The 18,445-nt window shown below is 70.9% G+C and carries 17 protein-coding genes; 8 read left to right on the forward strand and 9 right to left on the reverse strand.

Translation table 11 applies throughout. The annotated features are described in order from the left end of the window. Positions 1–42: 42 nt before the first annotated feature. A complete protein-coding gene (locus T336_RS0112810) occupies positions 43–1,119 on the reverse strand; it encodes a porin (protein ID WP_026432844.1) in 1,077 nt (358 codons plus the stop codon). 38 nt (positions 1,120–1,157) lie between these two features. Then, a complete protein-coding gene (locus T336_RS25140) occupies positions 1,158–2,498 on the reverse strand; it encodes an MFS transporter (protein ID WP_035225961.1) in 1,341 nt (446 codons plus the stop codon). Positions 2,499–2,777: 279 nt separating this feature from the next. On the opposite strand from T336_RS25140, the gene T336_RS0112820 reads away from it, so the two are divergent. From T336_RS0112820 to T336_RS0112830, 3 genes are read left to right on the forward strand one after another with little or no spacing between them, the layout of a single operon-like run. Further along, positions 2,778–3,761, forward strand: coding sequence for an amidohydrolase family protein (locus T336_RS0112820; RefSeq protein ID WP_026432845.1), 984 nt, complete (start codon positions 2,778–2,780; stop codon positions 3,759–3,761). A 27-nt stretch (positions 3,762–3,788) separates the two neighbouring features. After that, a complete protein-coding gene (locus T336_RS0112825; protein WP_026432846.1) occupies positions 3,789–4,673 on the forward strand; it encodes an intradiol ring-cleavage dioxygenase in 885 nt (294 codons plus the stop codon). After that, positions 4,670–5,740, forward strand: a complete 1,071-nt coding sequence (locus tag T336_RS0112830; RefSeq protein WP_035225929.1) for a maleylacetate reductase — start codon at positions 4,670–4,672, stop codon at positions 5,738–5,740. The genes T336_RS0112825 and T336_RS0112830 overlap by 4 nt, the downstream gene beginning before the upstream one ends. A 32-nt stretch (positions 5,741–5,772) precedes the next feature. On the opposite strand, the gene T336_RS0112835 is transcribed toward T336_RS0112830, so the two are convergent. Next, on the reverse strand, positions 5,773–6,717 hold the full coding sequence (locus T336_RS0112835) for a LysR family transcriptional regulator (protein ID WP_026432848.1): 945 nt from the start codon (positions 6,715–6,717) through the stop codon (positions 5,773–5,775). A gap of 31 nt (positions 6,718–6,748) precedes the next feature. After that, positions 6,749–7,189 carry a MarR family winged helix-turn-helix transcriptional regulator gene (locus T336_RS0112840; protein ID WP_019701587.1) on the reverse strand — a complete coding sequence of 147 codons (441 nt, stop codon included), beginning with the start codon at positions 7,187–7,189 and terminating at the stop codon, positions 6,749–6,751. Between the two features lie 269 nt (positions 7,190–7,458). Between T336_RS0112840 and T336_RS0112845 the strand changes: the two genes are divergently transcribed. Together T336_RS0112845 and T336_RS0112850 are read left to right on the forward strand one after the other, a co-directional pair. Beyond that, positions 7,459–8,727 (forward strand): acyl-CoA dehydrogenase family protein, encoded by a 1,269-nt coding sequence (locus tag T336_RS0112845; RefSeq protein WP_026432850.1) that lies wholly within the window; start codon positions 7,459–7,461, stop codon positions 8,725–8,727. Between the two features lie 29 nt (positions 8,728–8,756). After that, positions 8,757–9,302, forward strand: a complete 546-nt coding sequence (locus T336_RS0112850; RefSeq protein WP_026432851.1) for a flavin reductase family protein — start codon at positions 8,757–8,759, stop codon at positions 9,300–9,302. A gap of 43 nt (positions 9,303–9,345) precedes the next feature. Here the strand turns inward: T336_RS0112850 and T336_RS0112855 are convergent, their stop codons facing one another. Together T336_RS0112855 and T336_RS0112860 are read right to left on the reverse strand one after the other, a co-directional pair. Next, positions 9,346–9,849, reverse strand: a complete 504-nt coding sequence (locus T336_RS0112855; protein WP_026432852.1) for a DUF4189 domain-containing protein — start codon at positions 9,847–9,849, stop codon at positions 9,346–9,348. 48 nt (positions 9,850–9,897) lie between these two features. Continuing rightward, positions 9,898–10,398: a DUF4189 domain-containing protein gene (locus T336_RS0112860; protein WP_026432853.1), complete on the reverse strand. Its 501-nt coding sequence runs from the start codon at positions 10,396–10,398 to the stop codon at positions 9,898–9,900. A 209-nt stretch (positions 10,399–10,607) separates the two neighbouring features. On the opposite strand from T336_RS0112860, the gene T336_RS0112865 reads away from it, so the two are divergent. Together T336_RS0112865 and T336_RS0112870 are read left to right on the forward strand one after the other, a co-directional pair. Next, on the forward strand, positions 10,608–11,186 hold the full coding sequence (locus tag T336_RS0112865) for a peptidoglycan recognition protein family protein (RefSeq protein ID WP_026432854.1): 579 nt from the start codon (positions 10,608–10,610) through the stop codon (positions 11,184–11,186). Beyond that, positions 11,180–11,656, forward strand: coding sequence for a hypothetical protein (locus T336_RS0112870; RefSeq protein WP_026432855.1), 477 nt, complete (start codon positions 11,180–11,182; stop codon positions 11,654–11,656). Before T336_RS0112865 ends, T336_RS0112870 begins: the two co-directional genes overlap by 7 nt. Positions 11,657–11,704: 48 nt before the next feature. Here the strand turns inward: T336_RS0112870 and T336_RS0112875 are convergent, their stop codons facing one another. Genes T336_RS0112875 through ptsP form a run of 3 tightly spaced genes read right to left on the reverse strand, consistent with a single transcriptional unit; the run spans position 11,705 to position 17,101 of the window. After that, a complete protein-coding gene (locus T336_RS0112875; RefSeq protein ID WP_026432856.1) occupies positions 11,705–13,495 on the reverse strand; it encodes a fructose-specific PTS transporter subunit EIIC in 1,791 nt (596 codons plus the stop codon). Between the two features lie 20 nt (positions 13,496–13,515). Then, positions 13,516–14,511: a 1-phosphofructokinase family hexose kinase gene (locus T336_RS0112880; RefSeq protein ID WP_026432857.1), complete on the reverse strand. Its 996-nt coding sequence runs from the start codon at positions 14,509–14,511 to the stop codon at positions 13,516–13,518. After that, entirely contained in the window at positions 14,504–17,101 is a 2,598-nt protein-coding gene (ptsP, locus tag T336_RS0112885; RefSeq protein WP_026432858.1) for a phosphoenolpyruvate--protein phosphotransferase, read from the reverse strand. Before ptsP ends, T336_RS0112880 begins: the two co-directional genes overlap by 8 nt. A 290-nt stretch (positions 17,102–17,391) precedes the next feature. On the opposite strand from ptsP, the gene T336_RS0112890 reads away from it, so the two are divergent. After that, a complete protein-coding gene (locus T336_RS0112890; protein ID WP_026432859.1) occupies positions 17,392–18,381 on the forward strand; it encodes a LacI family DNA-binding transcriptional regulator in 990 nt (329 codons plus the stop codon). Positions 18,382–18,445 lie beyond the last annotated feature (64 nt).

The following is an 18,445-nucleotide window of genomic DNA, read 5'->3' on the forward strand; positions in this document are numbered from 1 at the left end:
CCGGGCCCTGCCACCGCCGCGACGGCCGCGGCGGCCGCACGGTCAGAACCGGTGGCGGATGCCCACGGCCAGCGTGGTGCCGCGATCCAGGCCCGAGGCCTTGTCGAACAGCGTCGCCACGTACACGTCCGTGCGTTTCGACAGGTCGTGGTCGTAGCCGAGCGCGAAGGAGGTGCGGTTCTGGTCCTGCGCTGCCGCCTCGGTCTTCTCCGTGCGCGCCACGCTGGCCAGCACCTTGCCGGCGCCCAGGGGCACCGCGGCACCCAGCTGGGCCGTCTCCAGGCGGACCTTGCCACCGGTGCCTTCCAGGCGCGCATGGCGGTACTGGCCGAACAGCCTGACGGCGCCGAAGTCGTAGCTGGCCCCCACGGTGGCGTTGGTGAAGTCCCGCAGGGTGACCACGCCCGCAGCGGGATCGGACACCGGATTGCGGCGGGGGAACGTGGCCGCGGCGCCGCCGGTCTTCTCGTAGCTGACCCCCAGGGAGAATTTCGACGCGGGCGCGCCGTAGATGGCGCCCAGGCCCAGCCGCCGGCCGGCGCCCGAACCCTCGCGGGCCGCGTATTGCACGCTGGCCGTCACGTCGGCGAAGGAGGGGCTGGTGTAGGCCACCGAATTGCTCCAGCCGGAATCCAGGAATCCATCGGATGTCATCAGGGACTGGGACGGGCTGGGCAGGTAGTTGTGCAGAAGGAAAGGGCTGAGCACCGCCGAATCCCCGAAGGGGTTGAACCGCACGGCCTGCTGGAATCCGGTGGTGGGGATGCGGCCCAGGCGGACGGAACCCGCCGTGACCGACGCGAGCCCCACCCAGGCGGCACGGGCCCAGTACGGCTCGGTCGCGGACCGCCCGGCATCGCCGGTGTCCACCCGGATGAACGAGCTCAGGTCGAACTGGGCGCGCAGCCCGCCTCCCAGGTCCTCGGTGCCGGTGATGCCCCAGCGCGAGGTGGAAAGCCCCCCGCTGGTCACGCCGCCCACGGCGGTTTCGCCGGACAGCTGCCGCCGCGTGACCGCCGCATCGACGGTGCCGTACAGCGTCACGGCGGACTGGGCGTGCGCGCTGGCGCATTGCAGTGCCGCGAGGGCCAGGGCGGCCGAAAGGGAGTGCTTGTTCATGTCGTCGTCTCCAGGGGAATGTCGGGTGGATCGGTGCTTCACTTGGACAGCAGCGCGTCGCGGGACACGGCGTCCGCCGCCGACCGGCCGTGCTGGATCAGCAGCACCGCGACCATGCCGATGACCGCGGGGATCGCGATGGCGACGAAGTTCTGCTGCAGCGGCAGGCGCATGCCCACGAGCATGCCGATCAGGATGGGCGCCAGGATGGCTCCGCTGCGGCCGATGCCCAGGGCCCAGCCCAGGCCCGTGGCGCGCACCGCCATGGGGTAGAACTGGCCGGCATAGGCGTTCGCGACGATCTGCGTGCCGATGGTGGAAGCACCCGCCAGGCCGAGCAGCACGAACAGCACGGGCGTGGAAGCCGGCTGCCCCAGCAGCGTGAGCGACACCGCTGCCAGCGCATACATGCCGGCCAGCACGTACTTGATGTGGAAGCGGTCGGCCAGCCAGCCGCCGCCGACGGCGCCCACCACCGCGCCGATGTTCATCACCAGCACGAAGTTCAACGCGGAGCCCAGGCTGTAGCCGGCGCCGGCCATGAGCTTGGTGAGCCATGAGCTGAGCGCGAACACCATGAAGAGGCACATGAAGAACGCGATCCAGAACATGACCGTGCTGAAGCCCCGGCCGTCGCTGAACAGCTGGCGGATGGGCGCCGCGGCGGCCTTCTCGTGCGCGGGGATGGTGAAGCGGTCGGTGGCCTGCGGCCTGTAGGCCGGGTCCAGCCGGGCGACGATCTGCCGCAGTTCATCGGTACGGCCCCGGGCCAGCAGGAACGGCATGGACTCGGGCAGCGACTTCAGGATGAACGGCACCAGCAGCAGGGGCAGGCCGGCGGCGAAGAACACCGACTGCCAGCCATGGCTCTCCAGCAGGCCCTTGCCCAGCAGCGCCGCCAGCATGCCGCCGACGGCGTAGCCGCTGAACATCAGCGTGACCAGGGTCGCGCGCATCTTCCTGGGCGCGTATTCCGTCATGTGCGCCACCACGCTCGGCATCACTCCGCCGATGCCCAGCCCCGCGAGGAAGCGCATCGCGCTGAACGACACCGGCCCCTGCGCCAGGCCGGCCCCCGCGGTGAAGACGCTGAACAGCGCTAGGCAGATGACGATGGCCCAGCGGCGCCCGATGCGGTCCGCCACGGTGCCCAGCAGGATGGCGCCGAACATCATGCCGAACAGCGCGGAGCTCACCATGAAGCCCGCGTGGGTGGCATCCACGCCCATCTTGGCCATGATCGATGGCAGGGCGATGCCGACGACGGCCAGGTCGTAGCCGTCGAACACGATGATCAGCGCGCACCAGAAAAGCACCAGTGCGTGGAACCGGTTGAAGCGGGCGGTGTCCGCCAGCTGGTGGAGGTCGATAGGGCGCACGTCCGTTGTCTCCGTTGCGTTGTCTTTGGAATCCCCGCCGATCTTCTGCACGGCAGAGCGCCGGGTCCAACGCATTTTCAGGATGTCCTGTATGCGCCACGGAAATGATGGGGCGGGTCTTCCCATGGGACCACTCCGGCCTGCCCGGCCGCCGGGGCCCCATGCGATTGGTGAATGCGCGCTATCACGGAATTTCGTTCGACCCGCCGGCCAGCGCTCCCTACATTCCGTTCATTCATCCATCACAGGGCGCGCGCAGCGCCGCAAAGGAGACAGGACATGCAGGGAAAGATCGGCCTGGAAGAACATTTCGCCATTCCGGAGACGCTGCAGGATTCGGCCGGCTTCGTGCCCGGCGACTACTGGAAGGAGCTGAGCCATCGCCTGCTGGACATCCACGAGCGCCGCCTGCGCGAGATGGACGAGAACGGCATGGAGATGATGATCCTGTCGCTCAACGCGCCCGCCGTGCAGGCGATTCCCGACACGCACAAGGCCGTGGAGATCGCCGTGCGCGCCAACGACTTCCTGGCCGAGCAGGTGGCCCGCCGGCCGGACCGCTTCCAGGCCTTCGCGGCGCTGCCCATGCAGGACCCCGACCTCGCCACGCGCGAGCTGGAGCGCTGCATGCAGGACCTGGGCTTCCGCGGCGCGCTGGTCAACGGCTTCTCGCAGGTCGGCACGCCCGAGAACGTGGTCTATTACGACGCGCCGCAGTACGGCGACTTCTGGGGGGCCGTGGAACGGCTGGACGCGCCCTTCTACCTGCACCCGCGCAACCCCATCGCCAGCTGGGCGCAGATCTACCAGGGCCATCCCTGGCTGATGGGCCCCACCTGGGCCTTCGCGCAGGAAACCGCCGTCCATGCGCTGCGCCTCATGGCCAGCGGCCTGTTCGACCGGCACCCGGGCCTCAGGATCATCCTCGGCCACCTGGGCGAAGGCCTGCCCTACAACATGTGGCGCGTGGACCACCGTAACGCCTGGGTGGACATGCCCAAGGGCTATCCCGCGAAGCGCAAACTGTGCGACTACTTCCACGAGAATTTCTACCTGACCACCTCGGGCAACTTCCGCACGCAGACGCTGATCGACGCCTTGCTCGAAGTGGGCGCGGACCGCATCCTGTTCTCCACCGACTGGCCCTTCGAGAACGTGGACCACGCCGCGCACTGGTTCGACGACGCCGCCATCAGCGAGGCCGACCGCCTCAAGATCGGCCGCACCAACGCCCTGTCGCTGTTCAAGCTGCCGCAGGGTTGAGACACGACACACAGCGAGGAAGGCCCCATGATCGACATCGACGAATGGACCATCACCCAGGCCGTGCTGAAAGTGCAGGCCGCCACGCAGGATGCGCGGCTGCGCCGCGTGCTCGACAGCCTGGTGCGGCACCTGCACGACTTCGCGCGGGAGGTGGAGCTGACCGAGGCCGAATGGGCGCAGGGCATCGACTTCCTCACGCGCGTGGGGCACATCACCGACGACCGGCGGCAGGAATTCATCCTGCTCTCGGATGTGCTGGGCCTGTCCACGCTGGTCACCGCGCAGAACAACCGCCGCCCCGCGGGCTGCACGGAAGCCACCGTCTTCGGTCCCTTCTACGTGCCCGATGCGCCCGTGGTCCGCAACGGCGACGACATCGCCCATGGCGCGCACGGGCAGCCGTGCTTCGTGAGCGGCACGGTGCGCGGCATCGGCGGCGAGCCGGTGGCCGGCGCCACCATCGACGTATGGCAATCGGACGAGGACGGCACCTACGATGTGCAGCGCCCCGGCCTGGACCACGCCGAGGGCAGGGCCCGGCTGGCCAGCGAGGCGGACGGGCGCTACCACTTCCGGTCCATCCTCGCGGTGCCCTACCCCATTCCGCACGACGGCCCCGTGGGCCAGCTGCTGGAGCGCACGGGGCGGCACCCGTGGCGCCCCGCGCACCTGCATTTCATGATCCAGGCGCCGGGCTACGAAACGCTGGTCACCCATGTGTTCCGCGAGGGTGGCGAGTACCTGGAATCGGACGCGGTGTTCGGCGTGCGCTCGTCCCTGGTGGCCGACTGGAAGCCCCACGATCCCGGCACGGCCCCCGACGGCACCCGCATGGACACGCCCTTCCACACGCTGGACTACGACTTCGTGCTGAACCCCTCTCCCACAGAGCAGCAGGCACGGCGATGACGGAGACACCCCTGTCCTTCTCTTACGCGGCCAGTCCGTCGCGCATCGTCTTCGGCGCCGGCAGCCTCGACCGCCTGCCCGGGGAACTGGACCGCCTGGGTGTGCGGCGCGCCCTGGTGATGTGCACGCCGAACCAGCGCGGGCAGGCCGAGGCCGTCGCGCAGCGCCTGCCCGGACGGGTGGCAGGCATCTTCGACGGCGCAGAGATGCACGTGCCCATCGAGGTGGCCCGCCGGGCCCGGGCGGAAGCGGCGGCCCTGGAGGCCGACTGCGCGCTCGCCGTGGGCGGCGGATCGACCATCGGGCTGGGCAAGGCCATTGCACTGGAAAGCGGCCTACCCATCGTCGCGGTGCCCACCACCTACGCCGGCAGCGAGGCGACGCCGATCTACGGCATCACCGAGGCCGGCCTGAAAAAGACCGGGCGCGATGCCCGCGTGCTGCCGCGCACGGTGGTGTACGACCCCACGCTCTCGCTCACCCTGCCCCTGCCGCTCACGGTGACCAGCACGCTCAACGCCATCGCCCATGCCTGCGAAGGCCTGTACGCCCACGACGGCAACCCGGTCACCGCCCTGATGGCCGAGGAAGGCATCCGCGCCTGCGCCGCCGCGCTGCAGCCGCTGCGCGCGGACCCGCGGGACCTGTCCGCGCGCAGCCAGGCCCTGTACGGCGCCTGGCTCTGCGGCACGGTGCTCGGGGCCGTCTCCATGGGGCTTCACCACAAGCTCTGCCACACCCTGGGCGGCAGCTTCGGGTTGCCGCATGCCGAGGTGCACTCCGTCATCCTGCCGCATGCGATGCGCTACAACGCGGCCGCCGCCCCGCAGGCCATGGAGCGCATCGCGCGCGCGCTGGGCACGGACGACGCGCCCCTGGGCCTGCACCGGCTCGCCGCGGAGCACGGCGCGCCGCTCTCGCTGCGGGAGATCGGCATGCCGGAATCCGGCCTCGACCGGGCAGCGGAACTGGCCGCCGCGCAGCCGTACCCGAATCCGCAGCCCCTGGAGCGGGCAGCGCTGCGCGGGCTGCTGGACGCCGCATTCCACGGCAGGCCGCCGGCCTAGTAGGGCCTGCCGGCCCCGGATCTGTCGTGGCCTCAGCCCGCCGGCTCCGGTGCCCGCCGCGACTTCTCGTGGAACAGGCCGAACATCAGCTCGCGCAGCCAGCGGTTGCCGCTGTCCTGGTGGAAGCGCTCGTGCCACTGCTGGCTGATCTCGAAGGGCGCCACCTCGAACGGCGCATTCAGGATATGCAGGTCGGAGCGTGAAGCCACCATGGCCTGCGCGAGGCGCTGTGGCGCGGTCAGCACCAGCCCGGTGGTGGCGACGATGGACGACAGGCCCAGCGAATGCGCGGCGGTGAGCACCACGCGCCGCCGGTCGAGCGCGCCCACGCGCTCCAGGGCCTGCTGCAGCTGGTGGTCGGTGGTGCCGCGCGGCCGGTAGGCGATGTGCTCGGCCGCCAGGTAGTCGTCCAGCGTGATGGAGTCCCGCGTGCCCAGGGGGGACGCGCGGGCCACGAGCACCACGAAGGTCTCGTCGAACAGGCGCTGCTGGTAGAACGACGGACCCATGGGCTCCCAACTGCCCAGCGCGACATCGATCTGGCCGTGCAGCATGCGCTGGCGCGCCTCGGCGCGCGGCACGTCCACCGTCTCGAAACGGATGCCCGGCGCTAGGCCACGGGCGAGCGACAGCAGCCGGGGCATCATCACCAGCTGCCCGATGTCGTTGACCGCGATGCGGAAAAGGCGCCCGGAGGTGCCCGCCTCGAACGTGCGGCCCTGGTCCACCGCCTGGGAGAACGCGGCAAGCCCTTCCTCCACCGGGCCGATCAGCCGTTCGGCCAGCGGCGTGGGCACCATGCCCTCCGCGGAGCGCACGAACAGCACGTCGTTGAAGCGCTCGCGCATGCGCTTGAGCGCATTGCTCACCGCCGACTGCGTCATGCCCAGCCGCTCGCCCGCCAGCGTGACGCTGCGGGTCGCGAAGATGGCCTGGAAGACCAGGAACAGGTTCAGGTCGATCGAGTGGATGTTCACCGCGCCTCCCCCTTGCCTTCGGTCATGCCCCTCATTCCCGGTCCAGCGCGGCGAGGTTGTCGTAGAGCATGCGCAGCATGTCGCGCAGCGACTCGGCCTGCGCATGGGTCAGCCCCCCCAGGGAAACCCGTTCGTACAGCTGTGCCAGCGGAATGATGCGCAGCGTCAGTTCGTGGCCCGCCGGGGTCAGGCTCAACGCCAGCGCGCGCGCGTCCTCGCCCGAGCGGTCGCGCACCACGAGGCCGCGCTGCAGCAGCCCATCGACGACGCGCGACAGCGTGGAAGGCTCCGTCGAGGTGTGCAGCGCCAGGTCGGAAAGCCGCTGGTGGGGCTGGTGGTGCAGCGCCACGCACACGCGCCAGTCCGTGAGCGACAGTTCGAACTGCCGCAGCTCCCGGCTGAACGACTGGCCCATGCGCGAGCCCGCACGCGCCAGCAAATAGGGAATGGCGCGCTCCAGGTCGTGACGCACCTCTTTGCCTGCATTTGCAATGGATTCCGTGGCAGCAGCAGGCGCTGCAACTGCGCGCCCAGGTGCCTTGGAGGCCGGAGTTTTCGCGGCAGCAGGGGACTTTTTTCGGGTGGCCATGGCCCATCTTACCGGTGCCGCAACCGTTGGACATCCGTGGAATTCCCTCAGGCATGCGTGAAAACCCCGAGCCTCAATTACTTGCAAATGCAAATAAAAAGCTCTCCAATGGCGTCACAGAAGACGGCTCAACCATTCCATCCGGAGACACCATGCAACCCGCCAACGCCCATCCGTTCGCCGCGCTCAACCACGTGGACCTTCCCGCCCCCGGCCGCCACTCGCCCGTGGCGGGTGCGCCTTCCCTGGCTTCGATCGTTGCATCCGCAAGCGATCTGGTCCCCGTGCTGCGCGCACGGGCCGAGCAGACGGAGCGGGACCGCCGCGTTTCCGACGAGACGACCCGCGCCTTCCACGACGCGGGCTTCTTCAAACTCATGCAGCCGGCACGCTATGGCGGCTACGAATACGGCTTCACCGCCTTCATCGACGTGGTGAGCGAGCTGGCGCGCGGCTGCACCTCGTCGTCCTGGGGCTGCTCGCTGGGTGCCATCCACCAGTGGCTGGTCGGCACCTTCCCTGAACAGGCGCAGGACGACGTGTGGCGCGACGACCCGTCGGCCATCGTGTGCGGCTCGTATGCGCCGGCCACGATGGCGCAGAAGGTCGATGGCGGCTACCTCGTGCAAGGCAAGTGGCTCTTCGCTTCCAACGTGGACAACTCGCAATGGGCCCTGCTGGGCGTGCAGTTTCCGCCCGAAGACCAGGGCGCGCCGCCGTCCGCCGGCTTCCTGCTGGCGCCGCGCGCCGACTGGCGGATCGAGGACAACTGGCACGTCGCCGGCCAGGCGGGCACCGGCTCCAAGGCCATCGTCATCGACCAGCCGCTCTTCATCCCCGGGCACCGCAAGCTGACCTTCGCCGAAGCGTCGTCCAACCAGCCCCCCGGCGCGCAGGCGAACACCAACCCGATCTACCGCATCCCGTTCCTGTCGGCCGTACCGGTGTGCCTGACCTCGCCGATCCTGGGCACGGCCCAGGGCGCGGTGGACGCACTGATCGAGTTGGCAGGCGTGCGCGTGACGCGCGGCGCCGTCTCCGGTGGAGGCAACCGGCTGAGCGAATTCTTCCCCGTGCAGTCGCGCCTGGCCGAAGCCTCGGCCAGCGTGGACGCTGCGCGGCTGCTGGTCTACCGCGACACCGCGCAGGTCGAGCAGATGGCCATGGACGGCCAGGCCATCGACGTTGCCCGGCGCATCCGCAACCGGCGCGACCACGCCTTCGCCGCGCGCCTGTCGCGCGATGCCGTGGAGGCCGTGTTCGCCAGCGTGGGCGGCGCGGGCCTGGCGCTGGACCAGCCCATCCAGCGCATGTGGCGCGACGCGAATGCGATCTCCCGCCACATCAGCCTGAACTGGGACGCCGTGTCGTCCATGGTCGGGCAGTACCTGCTGGGCCTGGAACCCAAGGGCCAGTACTGAAACGAGGACCACGGGAACGGAGCCGCCACATGTATTCCTGGGCCCTCATCACCGGCGACGCGGCCGACACAGTCGATGCACGCGCGCTGCGGCAGGCGCTGGGCGCCTTCCCCACGGGCGTGTGCCTGGTCACCACCGCCACGCCCGACGGCAAGCGCGAAGGCATGACCATCAATTCCTTCGCGTCCGTCTCGCTCGACCCGCCCCTGCTGCTCTGGAGCATCCGCGACGACGCGCGCAGCGCCGATGCCTTCCTGGCGGCGCGCGCGTTCAACCTCAGCGTGCTGGCCGCCTCGCAGCGCGACCTGGCCTGGCACTTCGCCAGGCCTGCGCCGGACAAGTTCGAGCGCTTCGAGGCCGACTTCGACACCGCCCGCAACGGCTGCCCCCGCCTGCGGGAAAGCGTGGCCACCTTCGAATGCAGCACCTACTCGCGCCACCAGGAGGGCGACCACACCGTGCTGCTAGGGCGCATCGAACGGTTCACGCGCGGCGACGCGCCGCCGCTGCTGTTCCACTCGGGGCAGATGGGGTCGCTGTGGGAACTGGCGGGGACGCTGGCGCAACCGGCGTGAGCCGGTATCCCGCGGGCCGGCCCCGGCCCCCCGTCCCGCTGGATCAATACTTGTGGAAGTAGGGTTTCGAGCAATCCGTCCCGCGCACCTTGCACTCGGAGCCACCGGCCTTGCGGCAATCCTCCAGCGCCCGCTCCTGCGCCGCGGGGATGCTCGCTGCACTGATGATCTTGCCGATCGCGCGCCCGGAAGTGGATTTCGGGCTATCGACCACCGCGACGCACTGGTTGCGATAGGTGTGCGAGACGACGCAATCGGAGTTGCCGAGCTTGGTGCAGAGCTGCATTGCGCCCTGGCGCGCGTCCTCCTCCGAGAATCTCCCGGTACTGCTGCCGATGTCCCCGCTGGACGGGGAGGTCGCGATCGCGCCCCAGGTCTTGATCCACTCGCCTGTCGGCCGCGGGGGCGCCTCCTCGCCACCGCCGCTCGGCCCGCAAAGCGCGCTGCCGGCCGCCACGCCCGAGGGGCATGCGGTCTGGGCGAAAGCGCCGAAGGAGATCAGGCAGGAGGCAGCAGTCAGGAGACCGAGTGAGAAGAGATGTTTCATGGCGGTACTTGGGTGTTGGCTCGGCGGTATCCGTGGCTCGCGCCAGTCTCAATACTTGTGGAAGTACGGCTTCGTGCAATCTTTTCCTATCACCTTGCACTCGGTTCCACCGGCCTTCCGGCATTCCTCCAGAGCGAGGTCCTGAGCCGAGGCGATGCTCCCTGCAGAGGAGATCCTGCGCAAGACACGCCCGGACGCAAGCTTCTGACTATCCGCCACTGCGACGCACTGGTTGTAATAAGTGAACACAGCCGTGCAATCCGAATTGCCGAGATTGGCGCAGACCTTCACGGCGCCTTCGCGTGCTTCCTCCTCCGTGAATTTCCCGGTGCTGCTGCCGACGTCCCCGCTGGAAGTAGAGCGTGCGATCGCCCCCCAGGTCTTGATCCACTCGCCTGTCGGCCGCGGGGGCGCCTCCTCGCCACCGCCGCTCGGCCCGCAAAGCGCGCTGCCGGCCGCCACGCCCGAGGGGCATGCGGTCTGGGCGAAAGCGCCGAAGGAAATCAGGCAGGAGGCGGCGAAGAGGGCGAGGGACAGGGGCAATTTCATGGCGGCTCCAATACAGGGCTGGATGGAACGGTTCCAGAGCGTGCTGCAAGCGTAACCGCTCCGCATCCAGGACACGGCGACCAGCGTACCGATCAAGGCGCATCGATGTATCCACCGGCAAGGTTATGCAACGCCAGGAAACAGATGTTTACACATCGAGTCACGCCGATAGCATGGCCCGTTCAAACCAAAGGAGGAACAGGCAAGGCATGGACATCGACAAAACCGGAAAAGTGCAGCATCCGCGTGTGCGGCTGGCGATCCACGGGGCCATCCAGCGCGGCGAGATGAAGGTGATCAACGGCATCATCGTCCACCAGACGGGGGCTTCCACGGCACAGTCTTCATTCAACAGCTACAAGACGGCCAACCCCAACGGCGCGCATTTCCTCATCGACAAGGACGGCACGATCTACCAGACGGCCTCCATCTACCAGAAGACCCACCACGTGGGCTTCATCAAGTCGCGCTGCATGGAGGAGCACAAGTGCACGCCGGCCGAAGTCGCCGCGCTCAAGGGCAAGACCGTGGGCCGCCAGATCGGCACGGTGGAAAAGCACAAGCCCTTCCCCAAGCGGTACCCCGACAACAACGACTCCATCGGCATCGAGATCGTCTCGGGTGTGCAGGGACAGACCTTCGAAGCCGTGACGGGCGCGCAGCAGGTCTCGCTGACGTGGCTGACCGCGCAGCTCACGTCCACGCTGGGCATCTCCACGCGCGAGATCTACCGGCATCCCCAGGTTTCCTGGAAGAACGCTACCGAAGCGAGTACGGCGCAATGGTGAAACGACACGCAACCCTTCTCGCACTCGCCTGCTTCGCGGCAGTGCCGGCCTCCACCCTGGCCGCCGAATCCTGGATGCGCGCGCAGGTCGAGGCCCTGCCCGCCTCCGTGCGCCAGGTGCTGCCCTGCGGCCAGTGGACGCAAGCGTCCCGGCAGGGCACCTACCGCGTGGTGGAGGCGAACGTGAACGAGGGCGCGGGCAGCGAGCTCTATGTGCAGTGGGTGACCGACCCGCTGCAGGGCGACCCGTCGCGCATCACGAAGACCGTCGCCTTTTCCGAGCTGAACGACGACCACAGCCAGTACCGCTTCGAATCCGTGCAGTGCCGCGCGCGCGGCGCGGCGATCGAGATCACGGTGAAGGCCCGCTACGAGCACGACGAGGACGACCGGCTGCGCACCTTCAACGTGCGCGTGGAGCCGGGCGGGAGCTACCGCCTGGACGAGGTCGGCGCGCGCAAGCGCAAGTAGCCAGGCCCGCCGCCGCCCTGCCGTGGCGCGGCGGCCCCTCCCGGTGCCTCAGCGGGCGGCGGGCTGCAGCTTCTTCTTGAACAGCCCCAGCGCCAGCGCCGTCACCACCGTGCCGGCCAGGATCGCGGCCGCATACAGGACCACATGGTTCACGGCGTTGGGAATGGCCAGCACGAACACGCCGCCGTGCGGGGCCTGCAGGCCGATGTTCCAGGCCATCGAGAGGCCCCCGGCCACCGCGGAGCCCAGCACGCAGGCCGGGATCACGCGCAGCGGGTCGCGCGCCACGAAGGGGATTGCGCCTTCGGTGATGAAGGCCAGGCCCAGCACGGCGGAGGCCTTGGAGGCTTCGCGCTCTTCGGCGGTGAAGCGGCTCTTGAACAGCCAGCAGGCCAGGGCGATGCCCAGCGGCGGCGTCATGCCGGCGGCCATGGCGGCGGCCATGGGGTTGGCCACGCCGCTGGCGATCAGGGTGGTGGAGAAGACGTAGGCAGCCTTGTTCACCGGCCCGCCCATGTCGAAGGCCATCATGGCGCCCAGGATCACGCCCAGCAGCACGGCGCTGCCGGTCTGCAGGCCCTTGAGCCAGTCGGTCAGCGCGCCCATCACGGCGGCCATGGGCGCGCCGATCACCATCATCATCAGCACGCCGACGATGGCCGCGCCCAGCAGCGGCAGGATCAGCACGGGCTTGAGCCCGTCCAGCCCGCGCGGCAGGCGGATGAAGCGGTTCAGCCAGTGCACGGAATAGCCCGCGATGAAGCCGGCCGCGATGGCGCCCAGGAAGCCCGCGCCGACGGTGCCGGCCAGCATGCCGCCGATCATGCCGGGCGCGATGCCGGGCCGGTCGGCGATGGAATAGGCGATGTAACCCGCCAGCGCCGGCAGCATGAGCGCGAAGCCCGCCTTGGCCCCGACCTGGAACAGCACCCAGCCCAGCGTGCCCTTGTGCGCGTCGTCATAGACGTAGATGCCGCCCAGCGCGAAGGCCAGCGCGATCAGCAGGCCGCCGGCCACCACGAAGGGCAGCATGAACGACACCCCCGTCATCAGGTGCTTGTAGGCGCCCGTGGATTCGCGCTTGCCGGCCGCTGCCGGAGTGGCCGCCGTGCCGCCGGCCGCAGGGGCGGGCGATGCCGGATCGCCCCACACCTGGGCCTGCGCCCGCGCCTGGGCGAAGACCGCCGCCGCATCGTGGATGGCGGCCTTGGTGCCGGTGGCGTAGAGGCGCTTGCCGGCGAAGCGGTCGCGGTTGACCTGCGTGTCCGCCGCGATCACCACGAGGTCGGCCTCGGCGATCTCGCCGGCGGTGAGCGCGTTCTGCGCGCCCACCGAGCCCTGCGTCTCCACCTTGATCGCGTGGCCCAGCGCGCGCGCGCCCTGCTCCAGCGCCTCGGCGGCCATGAAGGTGTGGGCCACGCCCGTGGGGCAGGACGTGATGGCGACGATGCGCAGGGGTCCGTCCTGGGGCGCAGCGGTTGCGGGCGAAGGCACGGCGGGAGCGGCGGCCTGCACGTGCGCCCCGCCCGCGCGGGCCAGCGCGGCGCGCACCACGCGTTCCGCATCGGCCAGCACGTCCTGCGGTGCGGCTTCGTGCACGGGGGCCGCGGCCGTGCCCAGCAGGTCCTGGCGGTCCACGGGCATGTCGGCGGCGATGATGGCCGCCGCGGCGCCCGCGAGTTCGCCGTCGCTGAACCCGCCCTGGGTGCCCAGGCTGCTGTGCACGCTCACGGCGATGCGGTGGCCGAGCGATTCGGCCGCGGCGCGCAGCGCCTCGGCCACCATGAAGCTGTGCGCCGGGCCGGCCTGGCTCGCGGCGATGGCGATGAGTTGGGCCATGGTGTGTGTCTCCTGATTGCTTAGAGCGGCGTGGCCTGGATGGATGCGGCCAGGGCATCCACCTCGGCGCGCGGCGGCAGGCCCGGCGCGATGCGCTGGATGCGGGCGGCGGCGCAGGCCATGCCGAAGATCGCGGCGGCGGGCATGGCCCGGCCCTGCGACAGGGCGGCGAGCGTGCCCGCCACCAGTGCGTCGCCTGCGCCCACCGTGGTGGCGACGGGCACGCGGGCGGCCGCGGCCTGCCAGCAGCCTTCGGCCGTGGCGATCACCGCGCCGTCGCCCCCCAGGGACACGGCCAGCTGCCGCACCCCGTGTGCGCGGCAGAGAGCGAGCGCGGCCTGCGCCACGTCGGCAGGCGTGGGCAACGCGCGGCCGGCCAGCTCTTCCAGTTCCGCCCGGTTGGGCTTGATGAAGTCCACGGGCACCACGGCGCCGCGCGCCGGATCGGCCAGCGCCTGCAGCAGCTGCCGCAGCACCGCGCCGCCCGTGTCGATGGCGATGCGTGCGCCACGCGCCGCCACGGCGCGGGCGATGCGCTCCCACACGGTGGCATCCGCACCGGGCGGCAGGCTGCCGGCCAGTTCGCACCAGTCGCCGGCCCGCACCTGGGCGCACAGCGCGGCGACCAGGCCGGCCTCGGCGCGCGCGAGGGCCGCGGGCTCCAGGGCCAGGCCGGGCAGGTTGATGTCGGTGGAGTCGCCGCGCGCGGCGTCGGCGATCTTGATGTTGGTGCGCGTGGCGCCCGGCACGCGCAGCATGCCGTCCGCGATGCCGCGCGCGGCGAAGGCGGCGGCGAACACCGCGTCGTTGTCCGCGCCCAGCCAGCCGGTGGCCGTCACCGGCACACCCAGCGCCGCGAGCACGGCCGCCACACCCACGCCCTTGCCGCCGGCCTCCACCTGCTGGCCGAGCGCGCGGTGCACGTTGCCGGGCACGAGCGCCTGCACGCGCACGGTATGGTCGATGGCCGGGTTGAGGGTGACCGTAAAGACCCGGGGCGTTGCGTGGTCAGCCATGGTCGGCCTCCTGCCCGGGTGCCTGCGGCGCCGGGCGCAGCGCGGCGCCCAGGGCGCGCACTTCGTCGGCCGTGTCCACGTCGAGCGCGCTGCGCGCCAGCGCCTGCAGCTCGGCCAGGGAATGGCGCCGCAGCAGCGCCTTGACGGTGCCGATGTCGCCGGCACTCATGCTCAGCTCCTGCACGCCCAGGCCCACGAGCAGCGCCGCGCCCAGCGGCTCGCCCGCCAGGCCACCGCACACGCCCACCCAGCGGCCGTGGCGCGCCGCGCCGGCCACCGTGCGCTCCACGAGCCGCAGCACCGCGGGATGCAGGCTGTCGGCCATGCCGGCGAGTTCGGGATGCTGGCGGTCCACCGCCAGCGCATACTGGGTGAGATCGTTGGTGCCGATCGAGAAGAAGTCCACGTGGGCGGCCAGGCGGTCGGCGGTCAGCGCGGCCGAAGGCACCTCGATCATGATGCCCACCGGCACCGTGGGCGCCTGCAGCTCGGCGCGCACGGCCTCCATGCGCGCTCGCAGTTCGCGCACCTCTTCCACGGTGCTGATCATCGGGAACATCACCTGCAGCGGGCCGTGCTGCGCGGCGCGGTAGAGCGCGCGCAACTGGGGCACCAGCAGGTCGTCGCGCCGCAGCGCCAGCCGCGCGCCGCGCACGCCGAGGAAGGGGTTTTCTTCCACGGGCAAATCCAGGTGGGGCACGCGCTTGTCGCCGCCGATGTCCAGCGTGCGCACCACGAGCGGCCGGCCCTGCAGCGCCTCCACCATGCCGCGGTAGGCCTGGTACTGCGCCTCCTCGTCCGGCACGGTGTCGCGCTCCAGGAAGAGGAATTCGGTGCGCATCAGGCCCACGCCTTCGGCGCCGGATTCCAGCGCCTTCGCGACCTGGTCGGCGCGGTTCACGTTCGCGGCGATCTCCACCGTGTGGCCATCGGTGGTGGTGGCGGGCTCGCGGCGGGTGCGGGCCTCTTCCTCCTGCCGGCGGGCCAGGCGTGCCATGCGCTCGCGCGCTTCCACCAGGGCGGTTTCGCTGGGCGCCACGTACAGCCGGCCGCGGTAGCCGTCCAGGATGGCCGGCGTGCCGCCCAGTGCCGGGCCCGAACCGTCCCGTGCGGGCAGCACGCCCGGGCCGGCAGCCACCACGGCGGGCAGGCCCAGGGCGCGCGCCAGGATGGCCGTATGCGCCGTGGGGCCGCCGCGCGCGGTGCAGAAGCCGCGCACGCGTTCGGTGTCGATCTGCGCGGCCATCGAGGGAGAAATATCGTCGGCCAGCAGGATGGCATGGTCGGGCCAGGCGGCCCCGGCCGCATCCGGCCCGGCCGCCTCGCCGCCCAGGCCCAGCAGGTGGCGCAGCACGCGCTCGCCCACGTCCTGCAGGTCGGCCGCGCGGGCGGCCAGGGTGGCGTCCGGCAGCGCGCGCTGCGCGGCCACGCGCTCGTGCACCGCGTGGCGCCAAGCCCAGGCGGCGCCGTGGCGCTGCACCACGGTGCGGCTCACGGCCTGCATCAGTTCCGCATCGCGCAGCAGCCCCTGGTGGGCCGCGAAGATGCCGGCCTGCTCGGCGCGGCCGGCGGCCTTTGCACCGGCGGCCAGTTGCTCCAGCTGCGCCTGCGCGGCGGCGAAGGCCCGGTCGAGCGCTGCGGCCTCGGCGGCCACAGAGGTGAAGCGGTCCTCCACGTCCAGGGCGGCCGCCTCCGCATGCACCAAGGTGCCCACGACCAGGCCAGGGCTGGCGGCGATGCCGGTGAAGGTATGCCGCGCCGCGGGCTGCCAGTCGCCCAGCTCGCGGCCCAGGCCCTGGGCCTGGGCCTGCCGCGCGGCCGAAAGTTCGGCCTGCCGCGCCTCTTCCTCGCCGAGCCGCACGATGGTGGCTGCCAGCGTGGACAGCGCGGCGGCCGCATCCGGGCCCTGCGCGGACAGGCGCAGCTGCGCGCCACGCCCGGCCCCCAGGCCCAGCAGCGCGGCCACGCTCTTGGCGTCGGCCACCGCGTCGCCGCACCGAACGTGCACCCGCGCCTGGAAGCGCCCGGCCACGCGGGCCCATTCGCCGGCCGGCCGCGCATGCAGGCCGCTCGGGTAATTGAGGGAGAGTTCGCGCCCGAGCGGGAAATCCTCCAGCGCCGCGCCCTGGGCCCCGGCGCCCGCAGCGCCCTCCGGCGCATCGGCCGTGAGTGCGCGCACGATCTCCTGCGCATCGCCCGTGGTGGCCAGGCGCTGCATCAGGGCGGAGTCGCGCATCACGCGCGTGAGCCGGCGCAGCACCTGGATGTGCTCGTCGGATGCCGCGGCGATCGCCACCACCAGCTTCGCCTGCTTGGCGTCGTCGCCCCAGCGCACGCCGGCCGGCACCTGCAGCACGGCCAGCCCCGTGCGGCGCACGAGGTGCTTGTCTTCCACCATGCCGTGCGGAATGGCCAGCCCTTCGCCCAGGAAGGTGTTGGCCACCTTCTCGCGCTGCAGCAGGCTGTCGACATAGGCGGGCTGGATGTGGCCGGCCTGCGCCAGCAGTGCGCCGGCGGCGCGCACGGCGTCCTCGCGGTTGTGCGGGGCCGCCCCGAGGCGGACCTCGACCGGAATGGTGGACATGGGCATGTCTCCTGAATTTGGTATCGATTCCAGACGCGATTATGAAACGGTGGCTCGTGCCCGGGCAAGCCGGATCGCACCCCCGTCGCCCTGAAAACCAGGGAAAACACCTAGGAAATCACAGGTCCCAAGCATGTCTGCGTGCACATCGATGCCACCGGCAGCCGTGGGATGGAAAACCGCCGCCGCACCGCTTGCCAGATGAATCATGGAATCGTTACCATCCAGCGAATCCCGTACCGGCGCATGCCCGGTACCTGTCCCGTTATCCCAACCGCCTTGCCCAGGAGTCCGGATTGGCCAGCATCAAGGACGTCGCCCAGCGCGCCGGCGTCTCCACCACCACCGTCTCGCGCGTGCTCACCACGCCCGGCGCCGTGCGCTCCCCGCTGCGCGAGCGCGTGGAGCAGGCCATCGCCGAAATGGGTTACCGGCCCAACCTTGCGGCGCGGCGGCTGCGCCAGCGCCGCGCCTCGATCGTCGGCCTGATCGTCTCGGACATCCGCAGCCCCTTCTTCACCGACGTGGGCCGTGCCGTGGAGGACGTGGCCTACCGCAACGGCCTGCGGCTCATCCTCTGCAACAGCGACGAAAACCCCGCCAAGGAGCAGTCGTACCTGGAGTTGATGGCCGACGAGCAGGCCAGCGGCGTGATCCTGTCGCCCACCATGGAGGGGCTGCAGCGCCTGCGACCCGCGGACTGGCCGTTTCCGCTCGTGCTCGTGGACCGCGCGCTCGAAAGCTCCCGCGTGGACCGCGTGGTGCTGGACAACCACGCCGCGGCCCGCCGCGCCACGGAACACCTGCTGCAATCGGGCTGGCGGCGCATCGCCCTGCTCGCCGGCATCCACAGCACCACCGGCCAGCAGCGCCACGCGGGCTATGCGGACGCCCTGGCGGCGCATGGCCTCGCGCCGCGGCCGCTGTGGCTCGACCCCACGCGCGAAGCAGGCGAGCGCGCCACGGCGCAATGCCTCGCGGCGCCGCCCGCCGAGCGCCCCGACGCGCTGCTCGCCACCAACGGCCTGCTGTTGCTCGGCGCCCTGCAGGCCGTGCAGGCCGCCGGCCTGCGCACGCCGCAGGACATCGGCATCGCCGGCTTCGACAACAACGACTGGACCGCCCTGCCCGCGCTGGACGTGACCACCATCGCCCAGCCCACCTACGACATCGGCCGCACGGCGGCGGAGTTGCTGCTGCAGCGCATGCAGGACCCGGCGCGGCCTGCGCGGCGCGTGGTGCTGGAAGGAGAGCTGGTGGTACGGGGCTCCAGCGCGAGGCCCTAGCGCGCCCCGCCTGGCTTCGCTCGCCCCTGCACTGCTTCGCACCGCGGGCGCGGCGGCCCGGGGC

The organism is Paracidovorax oryzae ATCC 19882 (assembly GCF_000687165.1).
GTDB lineage: Bacteria > Pseudomonadota > Gammaproteobacteria > Burkholderiales > Burkholderiaceae_C > Paracidovorax > Paracidovorax oryzae.